Here is a 22218-nt window from a genome sequence, read left to right as displayed (position 1 = left end):
CCCCCAGCTCGCCCAGAAGCAGGTCATCGGTCGCCTCCATCAGCATCTGGACAAACTGCGACAGGCCCATCGGCCCCGCAATGGCAAGGATGGAGCGGAATTCCGCCCCGAAGGCTTGTGTTGGACGCGTCATGTAACCTGCTGTCAGCCATGGTCGGGCATGGCCATGTCTGCCGTATGGTAACAGGGGGCTTTTATATCATTCCGCTACAGGCCGCCAGCATGTGTCGGCCATGATTGACACGTCGTGCTTTTCCCGCCACCCGTACCGCATGCAGTGCGGCTGGTGGCATGGAATGGCTGATTTCAGGGGATGCTGGTCGTGATGGCGCCATGCTGGCCCATGGTTCCGCTTGGGGCGCTGGTGGACTGCCTTGATGCGCGGCGCGTGCCGCTCAACCGCGCGCAGCGCGCCAACCGGCCGGGGGACGTGCCCTATCATGGGGCCAGTGGCGTTGCGGGATATGTGGACCAGGGGCTGTTTGATGGTCCGATGGTCCTGCTGGGCGAGGATAGCGCCCCCTTTTTCGATCCCCTGCGCGATGTCGCATTTTTCCATGATGGCCCGTTATGGGCAGGCAACCATGTGCATGTATTGCGGCCACGCAGGGGTGTGGATGGCCGTTTTCTGGCGCATGCGCTCAATACCGTGTCGTTTGGCGCGTATGTGGAGGGCACGACCCGTCCCAAGCTGACCCGCGCGCTCATGCACAGCCTGCCCGTGCCCTGCCCACCCCTGTCCCGCCAGCGCATGATTGCCCGGACGCTGGACCATCACATGGACCGTATTGACCGGCAGTTGCGTGCGCTGGATGCGCAGGCGACGGTGGCAGATGAATACGTGCGCGCGGCCATCCATCACGCGGTCCTGCCACGGGGTGGTCCATGGCCCGGGCCTGTGCCGGGCCATGGGGTGATACGGCCCGTGGGTAGCGTGTTTGACATTGTTGGCGGTGGCACGCCCGATACGGGCAACGCAGCCCATTGGGGGGATGATGTGGCGTGGCTGACCCCCGCCGACCTGCCCGCCGGGCCGCCTGCATGGGTGGGCGGTGGCGCGCGCGGCCTGTCCACCACGGGACTTGCGGCGTGCCGGGCCACGCGCGTGGAAGCGGGCGCGCTGGTCATCTCCACCCGTGCGCCAGTGGGGCGTGTTGGCATGACGACGGCGGCCGTCGCCGTAAGCCAGGGGTGCAAGGCCCTTGTGCCGCGCGGGCGGGATGTGGACCTGCGCCATGCCGCCCTGCTGCTGCGCGTGGCGACTGCGGAGTTGCGGCGGCGCGCGGGGGGCAGCGTGTTTCCCGAAGTGGACACCGTGACCCTTGCCTCCCTTGACCTGTGCCTGCCGCCGTTGCACCAGCAGCGTGCGGTGGCGGCAAAGGTGTGGGACATGCTGGACCGACAGGCACGGCAGGCTGATGCCCGCGACCGGATGCGTGCCGTGCTGCGTGAATATCGCCCGGCCCTGCGGCGGGCCTGCGTCAATGGACATGGACCGTAAATGCGCTTGGTCGCGCAGCGGCGACGGGAGGGAACGGAATGAATACAACAGATGAATGCAGTGCCCGTATGCCGGGATCATCCGGCACGGATGTGGACATCACCATCCTGCCCCACCCCACCCGGGCGGATGAAGACGCGGTGCTGGCCATCCTGCGTGATTTTACGCGTGGTGTGGTGGGCTATATCGACAACCATGACCTTGTCATCGTGATCCGTGACCGGGCGGCGGGTACGATCTGCGGTGGGCTGGTAGCGCAGTCACGCTGGGGGGAACTGCATATCGACATGCTGGCCGTGGCCCCCCACCTGCGCGGGCGTGGCATGGGGCGCAGGCTGGTGGAAATGGCCGAACGGGCGGCACGCCAGCGTGGCTGCACCCATATGTGGCTTGATACCTATGCGTTCCAGGCGCGTGTCTTTTATGAAAAGCAGGGGTTTGAGGTTTTCGGGCAGCTTGACGGACCGCCGCCTTTCTTCCCACGTTATTTCATGCGCAGGTTGCTGTCGGACCCGAATGGACGCTGAAATATTCAGCGGTTGTTAAGGCCGCCGCACTAGCGTGTGGTATCCACCATGAAGATGTTACACGACGGGAAAACACGCGGCCACGTGTCAGGCGGGTCGTGTTACACTGCCTGACATTTACACCGCATAATCTGAACAGCAGGAATAGATCATACCACATGGATGAAAACCGGAGCCGGACCCAGTATATCGGGACTTTCATATTTGTATGCGCGGTCCTGCTGTTTTCCGCGTGGATCGAACAGTCGTTTCTGTTCGCCTTTGTCTGGGGCGGTATCCTGAGCATCACGACCTATCCGCTGTATCACCGGCTGGTCGGGCGCGGCATGGGCAACCGGGTTGCAGCAGGGCTGATCGCGGCAGGGATTTTCGCGCTGCTGGCGGTTCCCATGATCGCCATGGCGGTAAGGGCGGGCATGGAACTGCCCTCGCTTATGGCATGGGGACGCGGGGCGCTGCATGATGGCATACCCGTCTCGCCACAGGTGGAGGAAATCCCGCGCATCGGGCCGCGCCTGTCGGCCCTGTGGCAGCGTTACCTGTCCGATCCGGATGAACTGCGGCACTGGACCGGCGTCGCCTCGCGCATGTTCGCCACCGGCGACGGGCGTGAACTGCCGCACCGGCTGATGGAAATGACGGAAACCTTCGTCATCGCCACGCTGTCGGTCTATTTCTACCTGGCCGCGTCGCACGCGCTGGTGACCGATATCCGCGCCGTAGGCCGCCGTTTCCTGGGTGAGCGGACGGGTGGGGTCATGCGCAACACCGTAGGTGCCGTGCGCGGCACGGTCGCGGGGCTGGTGCTGGTGGGCCTGGGTCAGGGCGTGCTGGTGGGGGTTGGCTATTTCATCGCGGGTACGCCCCACCCGGCATTGCTGACGCTGCTGACGGCGGTGGTCAGCATCATTCCCTTCTGCGGGCCGATCCTGCTCTGCGCCACCACGCTCATGACCTTTGCCGCCAATGGTGTGACGCAGGCGATCATCGTGGCGGCACTGGGCACCATCGCCTACGGCGCGGGGGACCATTTTGTCCGCCCCAAGCTGATCAGTGGCAGCACCAGCATCCCGTTCCTTGCGGTGTTGACGGCCATTCTGGGGGGCTTGCACATGTTCGGCCTGCTGGGACTGTTCATGGGGCCGACGGTCATTGCGGTCGCCCTGTCGCTGTGGCGCGCGGCGGCGGCGGAAGAACAGGCGCGTTAAGGCCGGACGGTGGTTGACGCCCCTGCCCGCCCGCTGCTGTCGGCTGCCGCTATCTGGCGTGTGGCCGACCTGTTGCGCGGCGGCATGGAGCCGGCGGAATACGGGCCGACCATATTGGCGTTTACCATGCTGCGGCGTCTGGAACTGTCACGCGCCCGTCCCGCATGCTGGCTGGATGCGCTAGCAGGTGCGCCCGACCCGGTGGACCGTCTTGATCGCCTGATTGCGCGCCTGCCCGCCAGCGTACGGGATATCCTTTCCCATCTGGAGGTCATGCCCCTCGCCCGGCGTCTGGCACGTAGCGACCGGTTGAGGGCGATGGCGGCGTATTTCGCGGCCCTTGACCTGTCACCCGCCCAATATGGCAGCGAGGCGATGGCCCGCCTGTTTGAGGAACTGGTCTACCACTTTGCCACCAGTCAGCGTACGGGGGTGCATTTTACCCCGCCGGAGGTCACGGACCTTATGGTGGACCTTGTATTCGCCCCTGATGGCCCCGGGGTGCACCATACCCTGTATGACCCGGCGGCAGGCACGGGCGCGCTGCTGGGCCGGGCTGCGGACCGCCTGCTGGCGCGCGGGGTGACGGTGGACCTGTTCGGTCAGGAAATCGGTTCGCGTGCGTGTGCCCTGTGTCGTGCGGACATGCTGCTGCGCGGGCATGCGCCCGGGCATATCGCCAGTGGCGACACGTTGGCCCATGACGGGCATGCGGGCCGCTGCTTTGCCCGCATGCTGTCCAATCCGCCCTTCGGGCTGGACTGGCGGCCTATCCGCGACGCAATACAGGCTGAACATGCCATAGGTGACGCCGGGCGTTTTGCCCCCGGCCTGCCCCGCGTATCGGACGGGTCCATGCTGTTCATGCTGCATCTGGTCGCCCATATGCGTGGCAGGCGTGCCGGTGGCGCGCGTGTTGGCGTGGTGACGCATGGGGCGGCGCTGTCCGGCGGTGGGGCGGAATCCGGTGAATCCGCCATCAGGCGTTATCTTGTGGACCAGGGCCTGATTGACACGATCATTGCCCTGCCCACGGATATGTTCGTCAATACCGGTATCGCGACCTATGTATGGATACTGGATAACAACAGGCCCGCGGCACGGCGGGACAGGATCCGTCTAGTTGACGCGACCGGCCTGTGGCGGCGTGCAAATTCCGGCAGTGGTGAAAAGCGGCGGGAGATGACACAGGCCCATATCGCCGCCGTGGTACAGGCCTGCATGGCCGATACGGCGACGGATATCATCAAGTGCGATGGGCTGGATGGTGCAACAGCATCATGGCAGGTACTGGCACACGATGCCCCGGCTCCGGATGGGGCGACAGATATGCGCCGCATAGCGTTTTCACGCATCCTGCCGGGGCGGGAATTCCTGTACCGCAGCCTGACGGTGACACGCCCCGCCCGTGACGGCGCACCCGCACGCACGACATTCCACGTGGGGATGGAACATGACCCGCAGGTATGGTTCAGCCAGATGATCCAGCCGTATGACCCCGAAGCCCGGCTGGATATGGGGCGCACCGGCATTGGCTGCGCCATTTCCTTTTCGCGGTATTTCAGCCATGAGGCCCCTCCCCGCCCGCTGGCGGAGATCGAAGCAGATCTGCGTCAGTCCATGGCGCGGCTTGTGGCCCTTATGCCTGACGGAAATCCACAATAGGTATTCTGAAAATGAACTGTTGATAAATAAAAGTTTTTTGGTGCCGCCTTTTTTAAAAAAGCGGCGTTTTTTTGAAGCTTTTTGCAAAAAGCTTCACCAAAAACCTTTATCACCGGATCATTCATCCGCGCCATGTCCTGGCCATGCCGGGGCGCTGGGGTTACAGGCCTGCCTCCCCCTGTTCATCAAGGAAGTACAGGAAATCATTGATCGTGTGGAATTCATGCAGGTGATCCAGCACATGATAGGCGAAGGCCAGCGCCCCTGCCCGGCAGGCCGCGCGTTGCTGCCGGTCGGCTATGATGTCGAAATCCGCCGTGTGGGCATAGCCGATGATGCGGCGGATGATCTCTATCGCCGCGAAACCGATGGTATCGCCCAGGATTTCATCCATGAATGCCTGCTGCGCCACGTGGGCCGCCGGCCCGTAGGCCAGCGGGCGTAGCGTGCCCGGTGGCGGGGCCTCGTTCGCGTTCCACAATCCCATGAACTGTTCATGGAAGCTGCTCCAGAAGGCGCCGATATCACGCAGTGTGGCCTTGCGCGCCGCCCGGTCAGGCGTTGCGAAATAATGCAGCACCAGGTTGCCCACGAACATGCCGCAGTCAAACCCGATGGGGCCATATACCGCGAATTCGCCGTCAATCACGCGGGTATCGTCCGCCGTACTCATGATTGAACCGGTATGCAGGTCACCATGCAGCAGCGCCTGCGGCTGTGACAGGAAACGCCGGCGCAGGTTTTCAACCGCCAGCAGTGTCGCGGCGCTGGAACGGATATCCAGCACGATGGGGGTCAGGACGGGGTCGCGCCAGTGATTGCGCGGGTGGTCGCGGTACGGGTCGTCCAGCACCAGATCCAGCGTGATGCGGGTCAGGGCCAGATTGGCGGCAAAGGTGCGCCGCGTGGTGAACACCTCCTCGAACGGGCGGGCCAGCAGTGAAGTGCCAAACGCGGCATGGGCGATGAAGGTACCGATGCGGTGCGCCACCCCGGGCCAGTCCACCCCCTGCATGAGTGCCGTGCGCAGCACGGTATGACCCGACAGGCTTTCAACAATCAGGACATACAGGTCCCGGTCAAAAAACAGGCATTCCGTCGTAAGCCCGCCCACCAGCGGCAGCACCGCGCGCAGCCATGCGGCTTCGAAAAACGTGCGGTCCAGTGGCATTTTCCATGACGGGTCCACGCGCACATGCGGCAGGGACTGCTTGAGGCAGACTTCCCCTGCTGGGCCACCTACAAGGAAGACATTATTGAGGTTGCCATCACTGACCTCACGCACCTGCCATTGCGCGGATGCGCCGCCAAGACGTGTCGCCACGTCTGGCAGGCCCGCGATCAGGTCACGTATGCCGTTTGCGTCCAGCGTGTGGTAGGGGGTCTGGGTCATGCGGCTCTCCTCATGCCATGCGCCGCGTGCTGCGGGGGTTACGGGCGTGGCAGGGTCGCGCGCAGCTGGCGGTTATGCAACGCTTTTTTATAATTGCGCACAGGCAGGCACCGCAGTAACCCGGATGGATAAACATTGACAGGAGAGGAACGCGCACATGCCCGTCAAGGATCCGAAGGTTATCGAACACCTGAACACGCAGCTGACGAACGAGCTGACGGCCATCAACCAGTATTACCTGCACGCCCGCACGCTGCGCCACTGGGGTGTGACCCTGCTGGGCAAGAAGGAATACGAAGAATCAATCGAGGAGATGAAGCACGCCGACTGGCTGATTGAGCGCATCCTGTATCTGGGCGGCCTGCCCAACGTGCAGCGCTACAACCAGATCCTGGTGGGACAGGATGTGGAGGAAATCCTCAGATGCGACCTGAAACTTGAGGAAAAGGCCATTGGCGACCTGCGCGAGGGCATCGCGTATTGCGAAAGCGTGCGCGACTTCGTCTCCCGCGATCTGCTGCTCAGGATCCTGGTCAACGAGGAAGAGCATGAAGACTTCCTCGACCGTCAGTTCGACCTGATCCGTCAGGTGGGGATCCAGCAGTATATCAAGCTCAACTCGGCTCCCGCCCCCGATCAGGACTGACCATTTCCCGACTGGCGCCCAACGGCTCCGCCAGCCCGTGGGGGCAGGCGGATGGCGTTGGCGCCATCCCTTCCTGCCATGCAAGGATGTCGAGCAGTTCAAGAAACGCGTTTTCCATGAACATGCAGGCATGGCGCATGGACAGCCGGTGTGATGGCATGGTGGATCATCCTGTCATCATGCGGCGATGCGCGACCGTCCGGGCCGCGCACGCTCCCCCCCTGGATATTGCCTACAGGCCGCCTGTCTGCATGGCGGCGGCGCTGGGCCACATGACGTGGGCCGTGCCCATGTCGGCGCTGTGCCAGCGCATGGCCGCAAGGCAGCCCGCGCCCACGGGCTGCACGGCCGCGGCAGTGGGCATGGCGGCAGGGGCTATGGTGGTGTTGTGTGCCGTCGTCCCCTCGGCTGCCTGCGGCGCGGGCCAGCGCAGGCTGCGCACGGGTGGGCTGCTGCCCCCACCGTGATGGCCCCGGCGTGGCAGCCAGTAACCCGCACCCGCCATGCAGGCCCCAAGCTGGGTTATGGCGGCGGCAAAGGGGGACAGGACATGATGGTGGGTGAAAACGGGCCGCAGCGTGCGGCGTACTTCGGCCTCACGGCCTTCCTGCGCGGCGGCGGCGGCGATGAGGAAACGGTTTTCCGTGCCCGTCAGGTGCGTCGCACTGCAGATCGCCACATCCACCGTGCCGTTCTGATAGGCACGCAGCCGCCCCAGCGCCATGCGGAAGGCATCGGCCACGGCGGCGAAATCAGTCCGGAAGCACGGCAGGGCCAGGCCGGGCATATGGCCGCTCCCCTCGCCCGCGCCGCTAAGACGGCGCACGCACCAGACCAGCAGGCGTTCGCTGCACGAAAGATCATTCATGAAAACTGTCGTGTTGGTCATCATCTGCTCGGGCCTTGGCAAAGCCCGCTCCCTGTTATGTCGGTGAGACCGTGATAATGAGAAAGATTATCATTTGCAATTAAAATCGACGTGCATAACGCCTTATCCCTACTGGACCGCGGCGGTCTGTCTGGATTACGTTACAGAACGATGAAAGAGCCGAATTCCCCCGATTCTCCCTTGGCGGATCTGTGCCGTCAGCGTGGCCTGAAACTGACAGGCCAACGTCGGACGATTGCCTTCGTTCTATCAGATAGTGATGACCATCCGGATGTGGAGGAACTGTACCGCCGCGCGGTGGAGGTGGACCCGCGCATTTCAATCGCGACGGTGTACCGCACCGTGCGTCTGTTTGAAGAAAACGGCATCCTGCAGCGCCGTGACTTTGGCGGCGGCCGTGCACGGTATGAAGTCGCGGATGGCGACCATGGCGATCACTATCACCTGATCGACGCCGATACCGGCAAGGTCATCGAATTCGAAAATACCGAACTGGATTCCCTGCTTGAAGGAATCGTGCGCCAGATGGGCTACGATCTCGTCACGACCCGCCTGTCCGTTGTCGGTCGCACGAAGGCGAAGACGCGCAGCCGCGGCTGATTTCTTTTTTTATCCTGCCCGATCCCCTATCGCGCGGGTGTCAGGGCGCCGGTTTGGGAGCCATCCATTTCGGGTGGCGGCGTTCGATCCATTCCAGCATGCGCGCCGTCAGCCTGCGCAGCGGGGGTACGTCCTCGCCCAGCAAAATAAGACCCAGCGGCAGCATCCACAGCCCCAGTACCGGCAGGAAGCTCAGTAACCCGCCCAGGATCAGCGTGCTGCCCAGGATGGCCCGCAGCCATGCCCGCCCCGGCTGCAAAAGCCAGCGCATGGCCTGTTCCCCCCGCGCGGGCAGGCGGCGCAGCAGCCGTTCCAGCCGCTGCCGACGCAACTGTTCAGGGTTCATTTCTTCGGGCGCGGGGCCGTTGGGCGGAAGTACGCTGTTCATGAGTATATGATGGGGTTCACTTCCCTGTCCCGCAACCCGTGCGCGGGAACGTGATGGATGGACAGGGAAACGAAAAAGGTCCGGATTTTGATATAGTTCAATGTCGGCTGCACAATTCACGCGCCAGTGTCCGGGCATGATGCATGCCCTTTTCCGTGCCGTACGTCGTCATCCGGCTGTCCTGTTCCCTATCCGTTGGGGCGGTTTGCGGGTGGACGCTGCCTGTATCGGTCTGTAAGGGAATTTGTAGAATATGCGTTTTTTCATATCGTATTTCGGGAGCAGTCAATGCCCAGCATAAGCCCATTTGCCGGCAAGCCGGTCGATCCGGACCGTCTTGTCAATATCGACGCCCTGCTTGACGCCTATTATACCCGCAAGCCTGATCCCGGCATTGCCACGCAGCGCGTGGCGTTTGGCACGTCGGGGCATCGTGGTTCCTCGCTGACCACCAGCTTCAATGAAAACCACATCCTGTCGATCAGTCAGGCGATTGCCGATTACCGCAAGGGCGCGGGCATCACCGGGCCGCTGTTCATTGGCATTGACACCCATGCGCTGTCCCGGCCAGCGCTGAAATCCGCGCTGGAAGTGTTCGCGGCCAATGGTGTGGAAGTCCGCATTGACGCGCAGGACGGCTACACCCCCACGCCGGTCATCTCGCACGCGATCCTGACCTATAACCGCGACCGCAGCACGGACCTTGCCGATGGCGTGGTCATCACCCCGTCGCATAACCCGCCGGAAGATGGTGGCTACAAGTACAATCCTCCCCATGGCGGCCCGGCGGATACCGATATCACCAAGGTGGTGGAAAATGCGGCCAACGACTACATGGCCAAGAAGATGGAAGGCGTCAGGCGCGTCAGCCTTGAGGACGCGCTGAAGGCGCCCACCACAAAACGCCATGATTACATCACGCCGTATGTGGATGACCTGGCCGCCGTGGTGGATATGGACGTGATCCGGGAATCCGGCGTGTCCATCGGCATTGATCCGCTGGGTGGGGCGGCAGTGGATTACTGGCAGCCGATCATCGACAAATACGGCATCAACGCCACGATCGTCAGCAAGGAAGTGGACCCGACCTTCCGCTTCATGACCGCTGACTGGGACGGGCAGATCCGCATGGACTGTTCTTCCCCCTACGCCATGGCGCGTCTTGTCGCGATGAAGGACAAATTCGACATTGCCTTCGCCAATGATACCGATGCCGACCGCCATGGCATCGTGTCGGGCAAGTACGGGCTTATGAACCCCAACCACTATCTTGCAGTGGCGATTGAATACCTGTTCAACAACCGTGAAAACTGGAACGCCAGCGCGGGCGTGGGCAAGACGGTGGTCAGCAGCAGCATGATCGACCGCGTGGCCAAGGAAATCGGCCGCAAGCTGGTGGAGGTACCGGTCGGGTTCAAGTGGTTTGTCGATGGGCTGTATAACGGCACGCTGGGCTTTGGCGGGGAAGAAAGCGCGGGCGCGTCCTTCCTGCGTCGTGCCGGCACGGTGTGGAGCACGGACAAGGACGGCATCATCCTTGGCCTGCTGGCTGCCGAAATCACGGCCCGCACCAAGCGTACCCCCGGTGCGGCGTATGAGGACATGACCAGGCGCCTTGGCACGCCGTATTACGCGCGTATCGATGCCCCGGCCGACCCGGAACAGAAGGCCATCCTGAAAAACCTCTCTCCCGAGCAGATCGGCATGACCGAACTGGCGGGTGAGCCGATCCTCAGCACCCTGACCAACGCACCCGGCAACGGGGCGGCCATTGGCGGGCTGAAGGTTACGGCACAGGATGGCTGGTTTGCCGCCCGTCCCTCCGGCACGGAAAACGTCTATAAGATCTACGCAGAAAGCTTCAAGAGTGCTGCGCACCTCAAGGCCATCCAGACCGAGGCACAGGATGCGATTTCCGCCCTGTTCGCCAAGGCTGCCAAGAAAAAGGCTGGCTGATCTGTAATATGCCCCCCATGTCCCATCATTGGGACATGGCTGGTGCCGTCCGCCCGTCATGGGCAGACGGCATTTTTTTTGGAATTATTGCTGAAAAATCAGAAGAAAGTGTTTGGCGAAGCTTTTTTTTAAAGCTTTAGGAAATGCCGCCTTTTTGGAAAAAGGCGGCACCCAAAAACTTTTGTTTTTATTGATTATGCTGAAGGGGGAACAACTGGCGGCGTCCGCCCATGGCCCACAGCCTGCCTGCGTGCCCTGACCACCGCCGTGTCCAGCGCGGACAGGAACGTGGAACGGTCGGCTCGGGTAAAACCACGACTGCCCTGCATGATTGCGCCGGTATCGCGCAGGTCCGTCATCAGGTTGCGCATGGCCAGCGCCATGCCAATCGCGTCCTGATCCAGTATTCGCCCGCGCGGTTCCAGCACGCAGGCCCCGTTCGCAACACAGCGCGCGGCCAGTGGAATATCGGCGGAAATGACAATGTCATGGGCTGCTGCATGTTCGGCAATCCAGTCATCCGCCACATCCATGCCCTGTGTCACCATCACCCGTTCAATCAGGGGCGTGTCAGGCACCGCGATCATGCGGTTTGATACCACATAGGTCTGCAACCCGTAGCGCAGCGCCACGCGATAGGTCTCGTCCCGCACGGGACAGGCATCGGCATCAATGAAAATCCGGGTCAACGCATTTGCCCTCCACATGGGGGAGTGGGCAAGCGGCCACCGGGGTCAGGCACGTATAACAACATGCCTACTGTACTAGGCCCGCCTGCCATCTGTTGGCAAGGCGATAGCAGGCCAATCAAAGCAGGCCACAGATCATATGGACAATAATAACGGTTTGATAAAATTTTTTGGGTGCCGCCTTTTTTCAAAAAGGCGGCGTTCTTCCGAAGCTGTTTGAAAAAGCTTCACCAAAAACTTCTTTATGATTTTTTGAATCAGCCTTTATCCCGCGAGGGCAGACTTTGCCCATCGACGCAGTGCATGGGCGAATACCGACTGTTCGGCATAACCCAGCAGGAACGAGATTTCGTTTTTCGTATGCTGTCCCGTCCGCAGCAGGCGTTCGGCCTCGTGCCGCCTGACGCGGTCCAGAATATCGCGGAAACTGTTTTTGTCGTCTGCCAGCCTGCGTTGCAGCGTGCGGGACGATATGCCCAGATCCCCCGCCACATCGCCAATTGATACCTGTCCCGATGGCAGGCGCGTGCGCAGGCTTTCGGCCACCCGGGCCGACAGGTCGGATTGCGCGGGCACTTCGGCCAGCATCCGGCGGGCCAGTTCTTCCAGGAAAAAACGCGCAGGCCGGGTCTCAAGGCGCTGGCGGCGTTCCAGTGCCGCACGATCGAATACCAGCCGGTAGCTTTTCTGTCCGAAGCGGATCGGGCAGCCAAGGATGCGTTCGGCCATCTGCCATGGCCCCGGTTGGGGTGGCGGACAAGCCACGTCCATGCGGCGGGGTGTGATATCCAGCCCCAGCATGGTGCGCGGCAGTCGCGCCAGCAGGGTCAGTGCCCATAACTGTCCTGCAGCCATTACCCCTGACGCGATGCGCTGGTCCGCGCGCAGCAGGGTATAATGGATTTCGATGCGCCCTGCCTGCCTTATGGCCCGGATATCAATATCGGGATGCAGCAGGCGGCTGTAACGCCCGATCACCCGGTAGGCATCCAGCAGGCTGTCGCAATGGCTGACCAGTTCCCCCAGCACGCCAAAATCATGCGCCCCCGCATTCAGCGCCAGCGTGATTCCCAACCCGTGATCCGCGCCGTGCCGGGCCAGCAGTTCATTCCATATGGCCGCACGCATGCGTGTCACCCGGGTCGGGTCATCCGGCGCGGTTCCGGCTCGCGCCATGATGCACCGGACTTCGCCCATGTTCAGGTACCCGGCCTGAAGTGCGGCTGCCAGTACCGCCTCGACTGTCGTGACCATCTCTGTCCCCGTTATGGCATGAAATATCAAGTAACTGGCGCAATATATCAAATATGCACCCGGGCGCGCGGTATCATGTCCCGGTCCCTGACCTGTAACCGAGGTATCCGATGTCGCAACCCGTCGCCCCCCTGCCCGATCATGGGCTGTCGCGTTTTTTCCGTAACCAGACCTTCCATTTCCAGACCCTGCGCACGCTGAACCACATTGCGGCGGGTGGCGCTGACCTGAATGAAGTGCTGATGGCGATCAGCCAGATTGCGGATGGCGACAGCAATGGCTGGTACGCGCAGTTTTCCGCCCTTGCCACCCGGACCGAGGACCGTATCCCCCATTGCGCTGATCCGTTAAGCTGCGGACATGCATGGCTGCGCGCCCATAATTACTGGCGCACGGCGGAATTCCTGCTCTCCCCCCACGATTCACGCCGCCAGACGGCATGGGCGCGACAGGTGGCGGCCTTTGACAATGGCATGCGCCTTTCGGCCATTGCGTATGAACGCTTTACCGTTCCGTATGAAAACGGGCAGTTACGCGGCATTGTCTATCCCGGCCCGGCAGGATGGCATGCGTGGCCGCTGATCGTGCTGGGGGGTGGATATGATTCCACACTGGAGGAACTGTATTTCGTTCTGGTCAAGGCGGCACATGACCGGGGTTACGGCGTCCTGACCTACGAAGGACCGGGACAGGGCGCGGCCCTGCGCGAATACGGCCTGCCCTTCACACCGCAATGGGAAAAGCCCACGGCAGCGGTGCTGGATCATTTTCAGGCCACATGGTTTATGCCCCGCCGCACGGTGCTGGTGGGCATGAGCATGGGGGGCTACCTTGCCCCGCGTGTCGCGGCGTTTGATGGTCGGATTGATGGCGTGGTGGCCTATGATGTGTTTTTCGACATGGGCAGTGTTGCGCAGCGTTATGCCGCTGCCGCACAGGATCCGGACGCCATGAAAAACCCCGATATCGCATGGGCGCTTGATAACGCGTTGTGGACGCTGGGTGTCAGCACGCTGGAACAGGTGCTGGAGGCGCTGAAATCCTATACGCTGGCGGGTATCGCGGAAAAGATCACGGCGGATGTGCTGACGCTGGTAGGTGAACGGGACCATTTCATTCCGGCTTCGCAGGCCGATGATTTCGCCCATGCCTGCACCCGTGCGCGATCGGTGGAAACGGTCATGTTCGATGTCCAGTCCGGTGGCGCGGAACATTGCCAGCTTGGCGCACCGACCCTGTGGCATGCTGCGCTCTTTGACTGGATGGTGCGTAAATTCGGCTGACCTGCCGCCGAGTTCTGGAAATTGCCTTTCCATATGGATCTTCTTGCTAACCAGTAGATGCATGCGAACGAGGTAGCGGGGGCAGGTTGACCGGCCAGCCCCCGAATATCCGTGCACAGACGAAATGTAATTGTGAAGCATGCAATGTGCGTTTTTGCTTCCGATTTGGGGGCGAATACGTCACTATCTTCCCGTAAGCCAGAAGAGGAGGCTGTCATGCGTTACCTCATCGATCATGCGCGCGAGGGCTTTGGCGTCGCGTTGCTGCTTGGCATGCTGGCTGTCGAACGTTTTTTCCGAAAGCAGGCTGTCCGTTAGGGACAGCCCTGAAATGCGGGTTACACCGGATGGAATATCCTTCCTTCCAGTACCGCCATCGCTGCTGCATGCGCATGCATGAAATGACAGGTGTCGCGCTATTTGCCCGACGTTGTCCTGTTTTCTCACGCAACCGTGGCGCGGTACGGCGGTTATCCCCCCTTGAAGGCCAGAATAGCTGGAGAGGAGAAAACCAATGCGAAACCTTGCGCGGATGATGATGGCGGTGGCTATTCTTGGCTGTCTTGCCGGGTGTGACAAGCCAAAGCCCGCCGGTGGCGGGTCGGATGATGGCGGCGGCCCCGGTGTCAGCACCCATGGCGGCACCGCACCACAGCAGTAAACACCACAATCTGGGCCGCGCCGGGTTACCCACCCGCGCGGCCTGGCTGATGATCGGGCGTGAAAGCGTGTAGCTGCATGATCCATGTCCTTTCCGCATCCGGGTCCGTGTTGTATGAGCGCGATCCCAGATAGTGAGGATGATGATGGAAGCTGACATGACATGCCCCCAGTGCGGGTGCGAACACGTCTATCCCGATGGCAGCCTGTGGAACTGCCCCGAATGTGGATATGAATGGAACCCGCAGGATGCTGCCCCCACGACGGAAGGCGTAGCGGAAATACGCGACGCCAACGGCAATGTGCTGGCTGATGGCGACAGCGTGACCGTTATCAAGGACCTGAAGATCAAGGGCGCGTCCTCGGTCATCAAGGGCGGGACAAAGGTTCGTGGCATCCGGCTGGTCGATGCGACGGATGGGCACAACATCGCCTGCAAGATCAGCGGTGTGGGTGCGATCAACCTGAAATCTGAATTCGTGAAAAAAGCCTGAATAACCTTTAAAAGTTTATGGTAAAGCTTTTTTAAAGCTTCAGGCAATGCCGCCTTTTTTCAAAAAGGCGGCATCCAAAAACTTTCATTATTTATTTCAGTTTTATTTAAAAATATTTCCTGATTACTTTGGAAGGGGCAGGAAAAACGATCACCTGCCCCCTGCCCCATCCGTTCAACCGGCCGCCAGCCCTTCCAGCAGGCGGGCCACCGCTTCAGCCCCCGGGTCGGGCACGTCGCGCACCTGCGCGCTTGGCACATAGGCGGCGCGCCCGGCGCGCGCACTTTCCATCGTGGTGGTGGACTCAGCACCCTGCCGTGCCGCCAGCGCCACATCCGGCAGGCTACCGCCGGTCGCCAGCACTTCCAGCGCGGGATACAGCGCGTCGATCATGGTGCGGTCGCCCGGTTTCGCGCCACCGCATTCCATCATGTGTTCCAGCCCGTCACGCAATGCCTGCCGCCAGGGTTCGGGGCTGCGTCCGGCTGCCGAAAACATGATGGCGAACAACACGCCGCTCGACCCGCCCGCATGCTGGGTCAGGATGTTGCTTATGGTGGTCATCAGGTGATGCGGGTCATCCAGTGGCAGGCGGTTGAGCGCCGCCGTGATTTCACGCGCGGCCCCTGCGAAGGTGGAACCGGCATCCCCATCCCCGATCCGGCCATCCAGTTCATTCAGTGCCGCTTCGTTGGCGATCAGGATATCCGCCCCGCGTTCGAGCACGTGCCGCAGCGCGGGATTGGGTGTGGCGGGATACGGGAAAGCATCGGGCATATGGGGCATGGGCGCTATGGCAGGGCTGCCCAGCGGGGCGATGCCGGGCCAGGCACGCGGCTGTGCCGGGGCCTGCAGCGCAGCGGTGATGGCTTCATCCAGTTCGATCAGCGTGAACGAAAAACCGTTCATGTCCAGCGCGGTCATAAGCGGTGCCGGACCAATGACGTGCGATACCCGGCGGGCCAGCGGCGTGTGGCTGAAGGCTTCCAGCAGCAGCGCCATCTCTACTTCCGGCACCGTGCCAAGGTTGTTCAGCACCAGCGCGAAACGGGTATTGCGGACTGTTGTGGGCAGGCTGGCTTCCAGCGTGTCAGCGGCAATGCGCACAAGGTCGCGGGCACTGGCCATGGCAATGCGCTGGGCCCCCGGTTCGCCATGAATGCCCAGGCCCAGTTCGACCTGATCGGCGGCAAGGCGGCTGGTGCGACCGGATTCATACGGATTGCAGTCCTCCAGCGCCAGACCGAGGGTACGCATACGTTTTGCACCGTCGCGTACGAATTGCGCAATCCGTGACAGTGGCCAGCCCTGTGTCGCGCCATACCCCGCCAGCTTGTGCGCCAGCACCGTTCCCGCCACGCCGCGCGGCGTGGTGGAATCCGGCAGGGCGATGTCATCGCCCACAATCACCATTTCCACCTGCCTGCCCAATGCGCGCGCGCGTTCGGCCGCAAGCCCGAAGTTCAGCCGGTCGCCGGTATAGTTCTTGACCACCAGCAGGCAGCCTGCCTTGCCCGTGGTGGCCAGGATGGCGGCCACGATCGCGTCAACACAGGGTGAGGCAAACAGCGCGCCACACACCGCCGCCGTCAGCATGCCACGCCCGACAAAACCGGCATGGGCGGGTTCATGCCCCGACCCACCACCGGAAATGACCGAAACCTGCGCGCGATCCGGTTCGCGCTGCATGATGACACAGGTATCGGGGTAACCGTCCAGCCGACACAGATGGCTGCCCGCGGCCGAACGCAGGAACCCGTCCAGGGCCTCGGTTACAATGGTGTCGCGCGTGTTGAAAAAACGCTTCATTATTATGTTCTCTCCCTCGACGGGCCATGTCGGGCATGGCCGGGTGGCGACTATGGCCGTTAATGCCATCCAAGCAAAACAACAGAATATGTCATTCGTGGGTTGCGCCAGATGCGGGCCAGCCGCAGCAATCAGGCCGGGCCTGCGCCGGGGGGAATGTGGTCGGGGTCGTCGGGGTGGTTGAGCTTGCGGTGCGGGTCATCCAGTCCTGGCACGCGGCCATGATGGCCGAAATTGACCAGTCGCGCCTCCAGCAGGTGCAGCTTGCCCAGCAGGTTCATGCGGATGGCCATGACCGCAAGCGACGCCCCCGCGAACGGCCCCACAACATAGATCCACAGCCCCGTCCATTGCCCCGCGAACAGTGCAGGCGCCAGCGTGCGCGCGAAATTGACGCTGTTGCCCGACAGCCATGCCGTGATCGGGTTCATGATCAGGAAAAACAGCCCGCCCGACCAGGGGGTGATGAACTTCCATTTCGGATGGGCCGCCAGCCAGTACAGCATGGCGATCAGGGCGGCGGTCACGAACATTTCCGACCACATCGCCCACCAGATCGAAATCTGCCCGTATGGTACCGTTGCCCCGTACCGCACGGCCACCGCCATGTTGCCCCACCATGCAATCAGCCGGCCTGCTTCATAAACCACGGCCGTGCCAAGGAAGGCACCGATGACCTGCGCGATCATGTAGTTCAGCGCGTCCACCCCCCCGATCCGCCTGGCCAGTGAAAATGCAAGGGTCACGGACGGGTTGATGTGCGCCCCGCTGACCTTGCCAAACGGTGTCATGGCCGCAGCCGTGCCCGACAGGCCAAAGCACAGCCCGCACAGCGCGGTCTGGATGTAGGGATGGTGCATGAGCGGTGGTGAAAACGGGCTGCCGGGCGCCGTCAACAGGATGACCGCGCTCAGGCCAAGGATCATGAGGATGGCGGTGGCAATCGCCTCGCAGAAATACAGCTTCCAGTGGAAGGGATTGTGCGGGTGCGGGTCGCCTGCCAGCGGGCGGTCATGCACATGGATATGCAGATAGGGCAGATGTAGATGCGGCAGGCGCATGGCCGGTATCCTTGTTTATGCAACATGGTCCGGCGGAAAAAGGCATTGGGGGGAAGGATTGCCTCCCGGTGCGCGCCGGTGGTCGGGGGCAACCATAGCAGCCCCCGCACCGGGCGGGTCCGGTTTTGGCACAATCCAGTCATGCCATCACGAATTCGAAATCCGCCTATGCCTGTTCCTGTGGGATCGAGGCATCAAGGGCCGCCTGCAATATGTAGGCCGCCGCCATCTGGTCCACCACTTCGCCGCGTCGCTGGCGGGTCATGTCGGCTTCCGAAATCAGGAAGCGGTTCACGGCGGACGACGACAGCCGTTCATCCCACATCGCAGCAGGCAGCCCGGTCATGTCCGACAGGTTGAGTGTCCAGTCCCGCGCCGCCTGCGCCGCCGGGCCAAAGCTGCCATCAAGTGACAGCGGCAGGCCAACCACCAGCCCGCCCACATCCTGCACGCGTGCGATCTTGCTGATTTCAGCGGCCACAACTGACAGTTTTGCACGCTTCAGCCCCATGTGGGGGGACGCCAGCATAAGCCCGACATCCGACAGGGCGACGCCAATCGTCTTTTTCCCGGGGTCAAGGCCAAGCAGGCGCTGGCCGGGGCGCAGGGCTGCACGCAGATCGCATATGTTGAACAGGGGCATGGTCGGGGGTATGTTCCTTCTTGGTCCTGCGCCGCAGGATATTCTTCCCCTGTTATGATGGAAAGTTATTGCTTCATGTCGCTTGATCCCGCGACCGTCCGCCGCATTGCCAGACTGGCACGGATTGGTATTGACGAGTCTGATCTTCCTGCCCTGCAAGGGGAGCTTAATGGGATCCTCGGCTGGGTCGAGCAGCTGAACGAGGTCGATGTCGAAGGGGTCACCCCCATGGTCGGCACGGGCCACGCCGCCCTGCGCACCCGTGACGATGTGGTGACCGACGGCAACTGCCGCGACGCCGTGCTGTCCAACGCGCCCGATGCCGTTGGCCCCTTCTATACCGTGCCCAAGGTTGTTGAATAAGATGAGCCTGACCGAACTGACGATTGCCGATGCGGCAGCAGGGCTGCGCGCGCGCAAATTCAGCGCCGTGGAACTGGTGCGCGCGCATACGGATGCCATCGCCGCGCTGAACCCGCGCCTGAATGCCTACATCACCACCACGTCGGACGCGGCGCTGCAGGCCGCAGCCCATGCGGATGAAGCGCTGACGAAAGATGAGGCAAAGCCCCTGACCGGGATCCCGCTGGGGATCAAGGACCTGTTCTGCACCAATGGCGTGCGGACCACGGCGGCCAGCAACATCCTGAAAAACTTCATCCCCCCGTATGAAAGCACGGTGACGGCCAACCTGCTGCGTGATGGCGCGGTGTTTGTCGGCAAGACCAACCTTGACGAATTCGCCATGGGGTCGGCCAACATCACCTCCGCTTTCGGCCCGGTGGAAAACCCGTGGAAGCGCAATGGTGATGACGCGGCCCTCGTGCCCGGTGGTTCGTCGGGCGGGTCCGCCGCCGCCGTGGCGGCAGGGCTTGCCATGGGGGCAACCGGCACCGACACCGGCGGGTCCATCCGCCAGCCCGCCGCCTATTGCGGCATTGTCGGGCTGAAGCCGACTTATGGCCGGTGCAGCCGGTTTGGCACCATTGCCTATGCCTCCTCGCTGGATCAGGCCGGTCCCATGGCACGCAGCGTGCGCGACTGCGCGATCATGCTGCAGTCCATGGCAGGTTTCGACCCGCGTGACAGCACCAGCGTGAACTGTGACGTTCCGGATTATACCGCAGCCGTCGGTCGCAGCCTGAAGGGGCTGAAAGTGGGCATCCCCGCGGAATACCGTGCCGAGGGCCTGTCCGCCGAGATCGAGGCGGCATGGCAGCAGGGTATTGAATGGCTGAAGGCCGCAGGGTGCGAGATTGTCGATGTCTCGCTGCCCCACACCAGATACGGGCTTGCCACCTATTATATTGTTGCCCCTGCCGAATGTTCGTCCAACCTGGCCCGTTATGATGGCCTGCGCTTTGGCGAACGGGTTCCGGGTGACACGCTGGACGCCATGTACGAAGCCACCCGCCGCGCAGGTTTTGGCCCTGAAGTGCGTCGCCGTATCATGATGGGGACGTATGTGCTTTCGGCAGGGTATTACGATGCCTATTACCTGAAGGCGCAGAAGGTCCGCAGCCTGATCCGCCGCGACTTTACCGAAAGTTTCCAGAAGGTTGACGTATTGCTGACCCCCACTGCGCCAACGCCTGCGTTCGCGCAGGGGGAAAAGACGGATGATCCGGTCCAGATGTACCTGAATGATATTTTCACCGTGCCTGCGTCCATGGCTGGCATGCCCGCCATGTCCGTGCCCGTGGGGCTTGGGGCTACCGGCCTGCCGCTTGGCCTGCAGCTGATCGGCCGCCCGTTTGATGAAGAAACGCTGCTGGCCGCAGGCAGCGCGCTGGAAAGTGCCGCGGGCTTCACCCACCGGCCTGCCATCCGTGCGGAGGGCGCGAAATGAGCTACACACTCGAAGGCAAGACCGGCACGTGGGAAATCGTGGTGGGTCTGGAAGTCCACGCGCAGGTGATCAGCCATTCCAAGCTGTTTTCCGGTGCCTCTGCCTCCTATGGTGGTGAACCCAACACCCATGTCAGCCTGGTTGATGCGGGTTTTCCCGGCATGCTGCCGGTCCTGAACCATGAATGCGTGGCGCAGGCCATCCGCACCGGGCTGGGGCTGCGTGCGCGGATCAATCTGGAAAGCCGGTTTGATCGCAAGAATTATTTCTATGCCGACCTGCCGACCGGCTACCAGATCAGCCAGTTCACCCACCCCATCGTGGGCGAAGGCACGGTCGAGATCGAACTGGGCGATGGCACGGTACGCCATATCGGCATCACGCGCCTGCATATGGAACAGGATGCGGGCAAGTCCATGCATGACCAGGACCCGACGCGGTCCTTCATCGACCTGAACCGCGCCGGTGTCGCCCTGATGGAAATCGTGAGCGAACCCGACATCCGCAGCCCGGAGGAAGCTGGCGCCTACCTGCGCAAGCTGCGCCAGATCCTGCGCTATCTTGGCACATGCGATGGCAACATGGAGGAAGGGTCCATGCGTGCCGACGTGAACGTGTCGGTGCGCAAGGCGGGTGAGCCGTTCCGCACGCGCTGCGAGATCAAGAACGTCAACTCGATCCGCTACGTCATGCACGCGATCGAGGTCGAGGCCACGCGCCAGATCGAGGTATGGGAGGACGGTGGCGAGGTCGATCAGGAAACCCGCCTGTTCGATTCCTCCCGCAATGAAACCCGTTCCCTGCGCAGCAAGGAAGACGCGCACGATTACCGCTACTTCCCCGATCCCGACCTGCTGCCGCTGGTGGTGGAACAGGCATGGGTGGACGAACTGGAACGTGCCCTGCCCGAACTGCCCGATGACAAGCGTGACCGCTTCGTCAAGCAGTATGGCATCCCCCGCTACGACGCCAGCGTGCTGGTGGCCGAACAGGCCATTGCCGATTATTACGAGGAAGTGGCAAAGGGCCGTGACGCCCGCCTTGCCGCCAACTGGGTGACGGGCGACCTGTTCGGCGCGTTGAACCGAACGGGCCGCAGCATTCACGACAGCCCGATCTCGGCGCAGGCGCTGGGTGGCATGCTGGACCTGATGGCCGACAAGACAATCAATGGCAAGATTGCCAAGGAAGTCTTTGAGGACATGCTGGAAACCGGCGACAGCGCGACTGACATCGTGGAACGCAAGGGCCTGAAGCAGGTAACCGACACCGGCGCGATCGACGCCGCCGTGGCCGATGTGCTGGCGCGCAATGCGGACAAGGTGGAAGAATATCGGGGCGGCAAGGATCGCCTGTTCGGATTTTTCGTGGGCCAGGTGATGAAAGCCATGGCGGGCAAGGCCAATCCGGCCATTGTGAATGAGGCCCTGAAAAAAGTTCTGTAAAAACGGGCTTTAGCGCATTTTTGGGCTTTGCAGGGGTGCGGCAACACGCTAAAAGCAGCCCTGCAAACGCCGTGTTACTTATAATGCGCGCTCTTCGGCGGAGGGGTGGCCGAGTGGCTGAAGGCGGCGGTTTGCTAAACCGTTATACGATGTCAAGTCGTATCGAGGGTTCGAATCCCTTCCCCTCCGCCAGAACTTCTTGTAAATAAACAAGAAATTGCCAAGCGCCCTACGGGGCGCTTTGGTCGTTTCTGGACG

The 22218-nt window shown here is 62.1% G+C and carries 22 protein-coding genes and 1 tRNA gene; 14 read left to right on the top strand and 9 right to left on the bottom strand.

All coding sequences use genetic code 11. The annotated features are described in order from the left end of the window. Window positions 1-343 precede the first annotated feature (343 nt). From F1542_RS04715 to F1542_RS04700, 4 genes are all read left to right on the top strand, one after another. Window positions 344-1501 carry a restriction endonuclease subunit S gene (locus F1542_RS04715; protein WP_227672483.1) on the top strand — a complete coding sequence of 386 codons (1158 nt, stop codon included), beginning with the start codon at window positions 344-346 and terminating at the stop codon, window positions 1499-1501. 38 nt (window positions 1502-1539) lie between these two features. After that, window positions 1540-2028 (top strand): GNAT family N-acetyltransferase, encoded by a 489-nt coding sequence (locus F1542_RS04710; RefSeq protein WP_193732022.1) that lies wholly within the window; start codon window positions 1540-1542, stop codon window positions 2026-2028. A 158-nt stretch (window positions 2029-2186) separates the two neighbouring features. Then, the gene (locus F1542_RS04705) at window positions 2187-3236 is read left to right on the top strand and encodes an AI-2E family transporter (protein ID WP_193732021.1); all 1050 of its coding nucleotides are present in this window, start codon (window positions 2187-2189) and stop codon (window positions 3234-3236) included. A gap of 9 nt (window positions 3237-3245) precedes the next feature. Beyond that, a complete protein-coding gene (locus F1542_RS04700) occupies window positions 3246-4901 on the top strand; it encodes a class I SAM-dependent DNA methyltransferase (RefSeq protein WP_193732020.1) in 1656 nt (551 codons plus the stop codon). Window positions 4902-5061: 160 nt separating this feature from the next. On the opposite strand, the gene mtnK is transcribed toward F1542_RS04700, so the two are convergent. Continuing rightward, the gene (mtnK, locus tag F1542_RS04695) at window positions 5062-6294 is read right to left on the bottom strand and encodes an S-methyl-5-thioribose kinase (RefSeq protein WP_193732019.1); all 1233 of its coding nucleotides are present in this window, start codon (window positions 6292-6294) and stop codon (window positions 5062-5064) included. Between the two features lie 157 nt (window positions 6295-6451). Between mtnK and bfr the strand changes: the two genes are divergently transcribed. Beyond that, window positions 6452-6940, top strand: coding sequence for a bacterioferritin (bfr, locus tag F1542_RS04690; RefSeq protein ID WP_193732018.1), 489 nt, complete (start codon window positions 6452-6454; stop codon window positions 6938-6940). On the opposite strand, the gene F1542_RS04685 is transcribed toward bfr, so the two are convergent. Together F1542_RS04685 and F1542_RS04680 are read right to left on the bottom strand one after the other, a co-directional pair. Continuing rightward, on the bottom strand, window positions 6909-7100 hold the full coding sequence (locus F1542_RS04685; protein ID WP_193732017.1) for a hypothetical protein: 192 nt from the start codon (window positions 7098-7100) through the stop codon (window positions 6909-6911). The two genes, bfr and F1542_RS04685, sit on opposite strands and share 32 nt — an antisense overlap. 72 nt (window positions 7101-7172) lie before the next feature. Next, window positions 7173-7832: a hypothetical protein gene (locus F1542_RS04680; protein WP_193732016.1), complete on the bottom strand. Its 660-nt coding sequence runs from the start codon at window positions 7830-7832 to the stop codon at window positions 7173-7175. A 147-nt stretch (window positions 7833-7979) separates the two neighbouring features. Here F1542_RS04680 and F1542_RS04675 point away from each other — a divergent pair, with 147 nt between their 5' ends. Then, window positions 7980-8429, top strand: coding sequence for a Fur family transcriptional regulator (locus tag F1542_RS04675; protein WP_193732015.1), 450 nt, complete (start codon window positions 7980-7982; stop codon window positions 8427-8429). A gap of 40 nt (window positions 8430-8469) precedes the next feature. On the opposite strand, the gene F1542_RS04670 is transcribed toward F1542_RS04675, so the two are convergent. Further along, on the bottom strand, window positions 8470-8817 hold the full coding sequence (locus tag F1542_RS04670) for a hypothetical protein (RefSeq protein ID WP_227672482.1): 348 nt from the start codon (window positions 8815-8817) through the stop codon (window positions 8470-8472). Between the two features lie 288 nt (window positions 8818-9105). Between F1542_RS04670 and pgm the strand changes: the two genes are divergently transcribed. Further along, a complete protein-coding gene (gene pgm / locus F1542_RS04665; RefSeq protein ID WP_193732014.1) occupies window positions 9106-10773 on the top strand; it encodes a phosphoglucomutase (alpha-D-glucose-1,6-bisphosphate-dependent) in 1668 nt (555 codons plus the stop codon). 194 nt (window positions 10774-10967) lie between these two features. Here pgm and F1542_RS04660 read toward each other — a convergent pair whose 3' ends face one another. Both F1542_RS04660 and F1542_RS04655 read right to left on the bottom strand, forming a co-directional pair. Continuing rightward, window positions 10968-11462 (bottom strand): YaiI/YqxD family protein, encoded by a 495-nt coding sequence (locus F1542_RS04660; protein ID WP_193732013.1) that lies wholly within the window; start codon window positions 11460-11462, stop codon window positions 10968-10970. Between the two features lie 264 nt (window positions 11463-11726). Continuing rightward, window positions 11727-12716 carry an AraC family transcriptional regulator gene (locus F1542_RS04655; RefSeq protein ID WP_227672481.1) on the bottom strand — a complete coding sequence of 330 codons (990 nt, stop codon included), beginning with the start codon at window positions 12714-12716 and terminating at the stop codon, window positions 11727-11729. 110 nt (window positions 12717-12826) lie between these two features. Here F1542_RS04655 and F1542_RS04650 point away from each other — a divergent pair, with 110 nt between their 5' ends. The 3 genes from F1542_RS04650 to F1542_RS04640 all read left to right on the top strand — a co-directional run bounded on the left by F1542_RS04650 (window position 12827) and on the right by F1542_RS04640 (window position 15153). Then, a complete protein-coding gene (locus tag F1542_RS04650) occupies window positions 12827-13999 on the top strand; it encodes a S9 family peptidase (protein WP_193732012.1) in 1173 nt (390 codons plus the stop codon). A 514-nt stretch (window positions 14000-14513) separates the two neighbouring features. Further along, on the top strand, window positions 14514-14660 hold the full coding sequence (locus F1542_RS04645; RefSeq protein ID WP_193732011.1) for a hypothetical protein: 147 nt from the start codon (window positions 14514-14516) through the stop codon (window positions 14658-14660). A gap of 139 nt (window positions 14661-14799) precedes the next feature. After that, window positions 14800-15153 (top strand): zinc ribbon domain-containing protein YjdM, encoded by a 354-nt coding sequence (locus tag F1542_RS04640; RefSeq protein WP_408886229.1) that lies wholly within the window; start codon window positions 14800-14802, stop codon window positions 15151-15153. 174 nt (window positions 15154-15327) lie between these two features. Here the strand turns inward: F1542_RS04640 and F1542_RS04635 are convergent, their stop codons facing one another. From F1542_RS04635 to ruvX, 3 genes are all read right to left on the bottom strand, one after another. Then, a complete protein-coding gene (locus tag F1542_RS04635) occupies window positions 15328-16962 on the bottom strand; it encodes a dihydroxyacetone kinase subunit DhaK (RefSeq protein ID WP_193732010.1) in 1635 nt (544 codons plus the stop codon). Between the two features lie 131 nt (window positions 16963-17093). Beyond that, window positions 17094-18023, bottom strand: coding sequence for an MIP/aquaporin family protein (locus F1542_RS04630; protein WP_193732009.1), 930 nt, complete (start codon window positions 18021-18023; stop codon window positions 17094-17096). 166 nt (window positions 18024-18189) lie between these two features. Beyond that, the gene (gene ruvX, locus F1542_RS04625) at window positions 18190-18666 is read right to left on the bottom strand and encodes a Holliday junction resolvase RuvX (protein ID WP_193732008.1); all 477 of its coding nucleotides are present in this window, start codon (window positions 18664-18666) and stop codon (window positions 18190-18192) included. A gap of 75 nt (window positions 18667-18741) precedes the next feature. Here ruvX and gatC point away from each other — a divergent pair, with 75 nt between their 5' ends. From gatC to F1542_RS04605, 4 genes are all read left to right on the top strand, one after another. Continuing rightward, window positions 18742-19029, top strand: coding sequence for an Asp-tRNA(Asn)/Glu-tRNA(Gln) amidotransferase subunit GatC (gene gatC, locus F1542_RS04620; RefSeq protein WP_010511548.1), 288 nt, complete (start codon window positions 18742-18744; stop codon window positions 19027-19029). A 1-nt stretch (window position 19030) separates the two neighbouring features. Then, window positions 19031-20515 (top strand): Asp-tRNA(Asn)/Glu-tRNA(Gln) amidotransferase subunit GatA, encoded by a 1485-nt coding sequence (gene gatA, locus F1542_RS04615; RefSeq protein WP_193732007.1) that lies wholly within the window; start codon window positions 19031-19033, stop codon window positions 20513-20515. Then, a complete protein-coding gene (gene gatB, locus F1542_RS04610; RefSeq protein ID WP_193732006.1) occupies window positions 20512-21960 on the top strand; it encodes an Asp-tRNA(Asn)/Glu-tRNA(Gln) amidotransferase subunit GatB in 1449 nt (482 codons plus the stop codon). The genes gatA and gatB overlap by 4 nt, the downstream gene beginning before the upstream one ends. 99 nt (window positions 21961-22059) lie before the next feature. Next, window positions 22060-22152: transfer RNA gene (locus tag F1542_RS04605), tRNA-Ser, on the top strand. Window positions 22153-22218 lie beyond the last annotated feature (66 nt).

The organism is Komagataeibacter sp. FXV3 (assembly GCF_015155755.1).
GTDB lineage: Bacteria > Pseudomonadota > Alphaproteobacteria > Acetobacterales > Acetobacteraceae > Komagataeibacter.
Note: the sequence above shows the minus strand (reverse complement) of the source record. Positions and strands in the feature narration are given on the sequence as shown.

Coding starts and splice junctions, on each gene's coding strand:
- gatA (WP_193732007.1), top strand. CDS start 19,031: ATGAGCCTGACCGAACTGACGATTGCCGATGCGGCAGCAGGGCTGCGC.
- bfr (WP_193732018.1), top strand. CDS start 6,452: ATGCCCGTCAAGGATCCGAAGGTTATCGAACACCTGAACACGCAGCTG.
- gatC (WP_010511548.1), top strand. CDS start 18,742: ATGTCGCTTGATCCCGCGACCGTCCGCCGCATTGCCAGACTGGCACGG.
- F1542_RS04705 (WP_193732021.1), top strand. CDS start 2,187: ATGGATGAAAACCGGAGCCGGACCCAGTATATCGGGACTTTCATATTT.
- gatB (WP_193732006.1), top strand. CDS start 20,512: ATGAGCTACACACTCGAAGGCAAGACCGGCACGTGGGAAATCGTGGTG.
- ruvX (WP_193732008.1), bottom strand. CDS start 18,666: ATGCCCCTGTTCAACATATGCGATCTGCGTGCAGCCCTGCGCCCCGGC.
- F1542_RS04640 (WP_408886229.1), top strand. CDS start 14,800: ATGATGATGGAAGCTGACATGACATGCCCCCAGTGCGGGTGCGAACAC.
- F1542_RS04715 (WP_227672483.1), top strand. CDS start 344: ATGGTTCCGCTTGGGGCGCTGGTGGACTGCCTTGATGCGCGGCGCGTG.
- F1542_RS04710 (WP_193732022.1), top strand. CDS start 1,540: ATGAATACAACAGATGAATGCAGTGCCCGTATGCCGGGATCATCCGGC.
- F1542_RS04680 (WP_193732016.1), bottom strand. CDS start 7,832: ATGATGACCAACACGACAGTTTTCATGAATGATCTTTCGTGCAGCGAA.
- F1542_RS04635 (WP_193732010.1), bottom strand. CDS start 16,962: ATGAAGCGTTTTTTCAACACGCGCGACACCATTGTAACCGAGGCCCTG.
- mtnK (WP_193732019.1), bottom strand. CDS start 6,294: ATGACCCAGACCCCCTACCACACGCTGGACGCAAACGGCATACGTGAC.
- pgm (WP_193732014.1), top strand. CDS start 9,106: ATGCCCAGCATAAGCCCATTTGCCGGCAAGCCGGTCGATCCGGACCGT.
- F1542_RS04645 (WP_193732011.1), top strand. CDS start 14,514: ATGCGAAACCTTGCGCGGATGATGATGGCGGTGGCTATTCTTGGCTGT.
- F1542_RS04675 (WP_193732015.1), top strand. CDS start 7,980: ATGAAAGAGCCGAATTCCCCCGATTCTCCCTTGGCGGATCTGTGCCGT.
- F1542_RS04685 (WP_193732017.1), bottom strand. CDS start 7,100: ATGCCATCACACCGGCTGTCCATGCGCCATGCCTGCATGTTCATGGAA.
- F1542_RS04655 (WP_227672481.1), bottom strand. CDS start 12,716: ATGGTCACGACAGTCGAGGCGGTACTGGCAGCCGCACTTCAGGCCGGG.
- F1542_RS04670 (WP_227672482.1), bottom strand. CDS start 8,817: ATGAACAGCGTACTTCCGCCCAACGGCCCCGCGCCCGAAGAAATGAAC.
- F1542_RS04650 (WP_193732012.1), top strand. CDS start 12,827: ATGTCGCAACCCGTCGCCCCCCTGCCCGATCATGGGCTGTCGCGTTTT.
- F1542_RS04630 (WP_193732009.1), bottom strand. CDS start 18,023: ATGCGCCTGCCGCATCTACATCTGCCCTATCTGCATATCCATGTGCAT.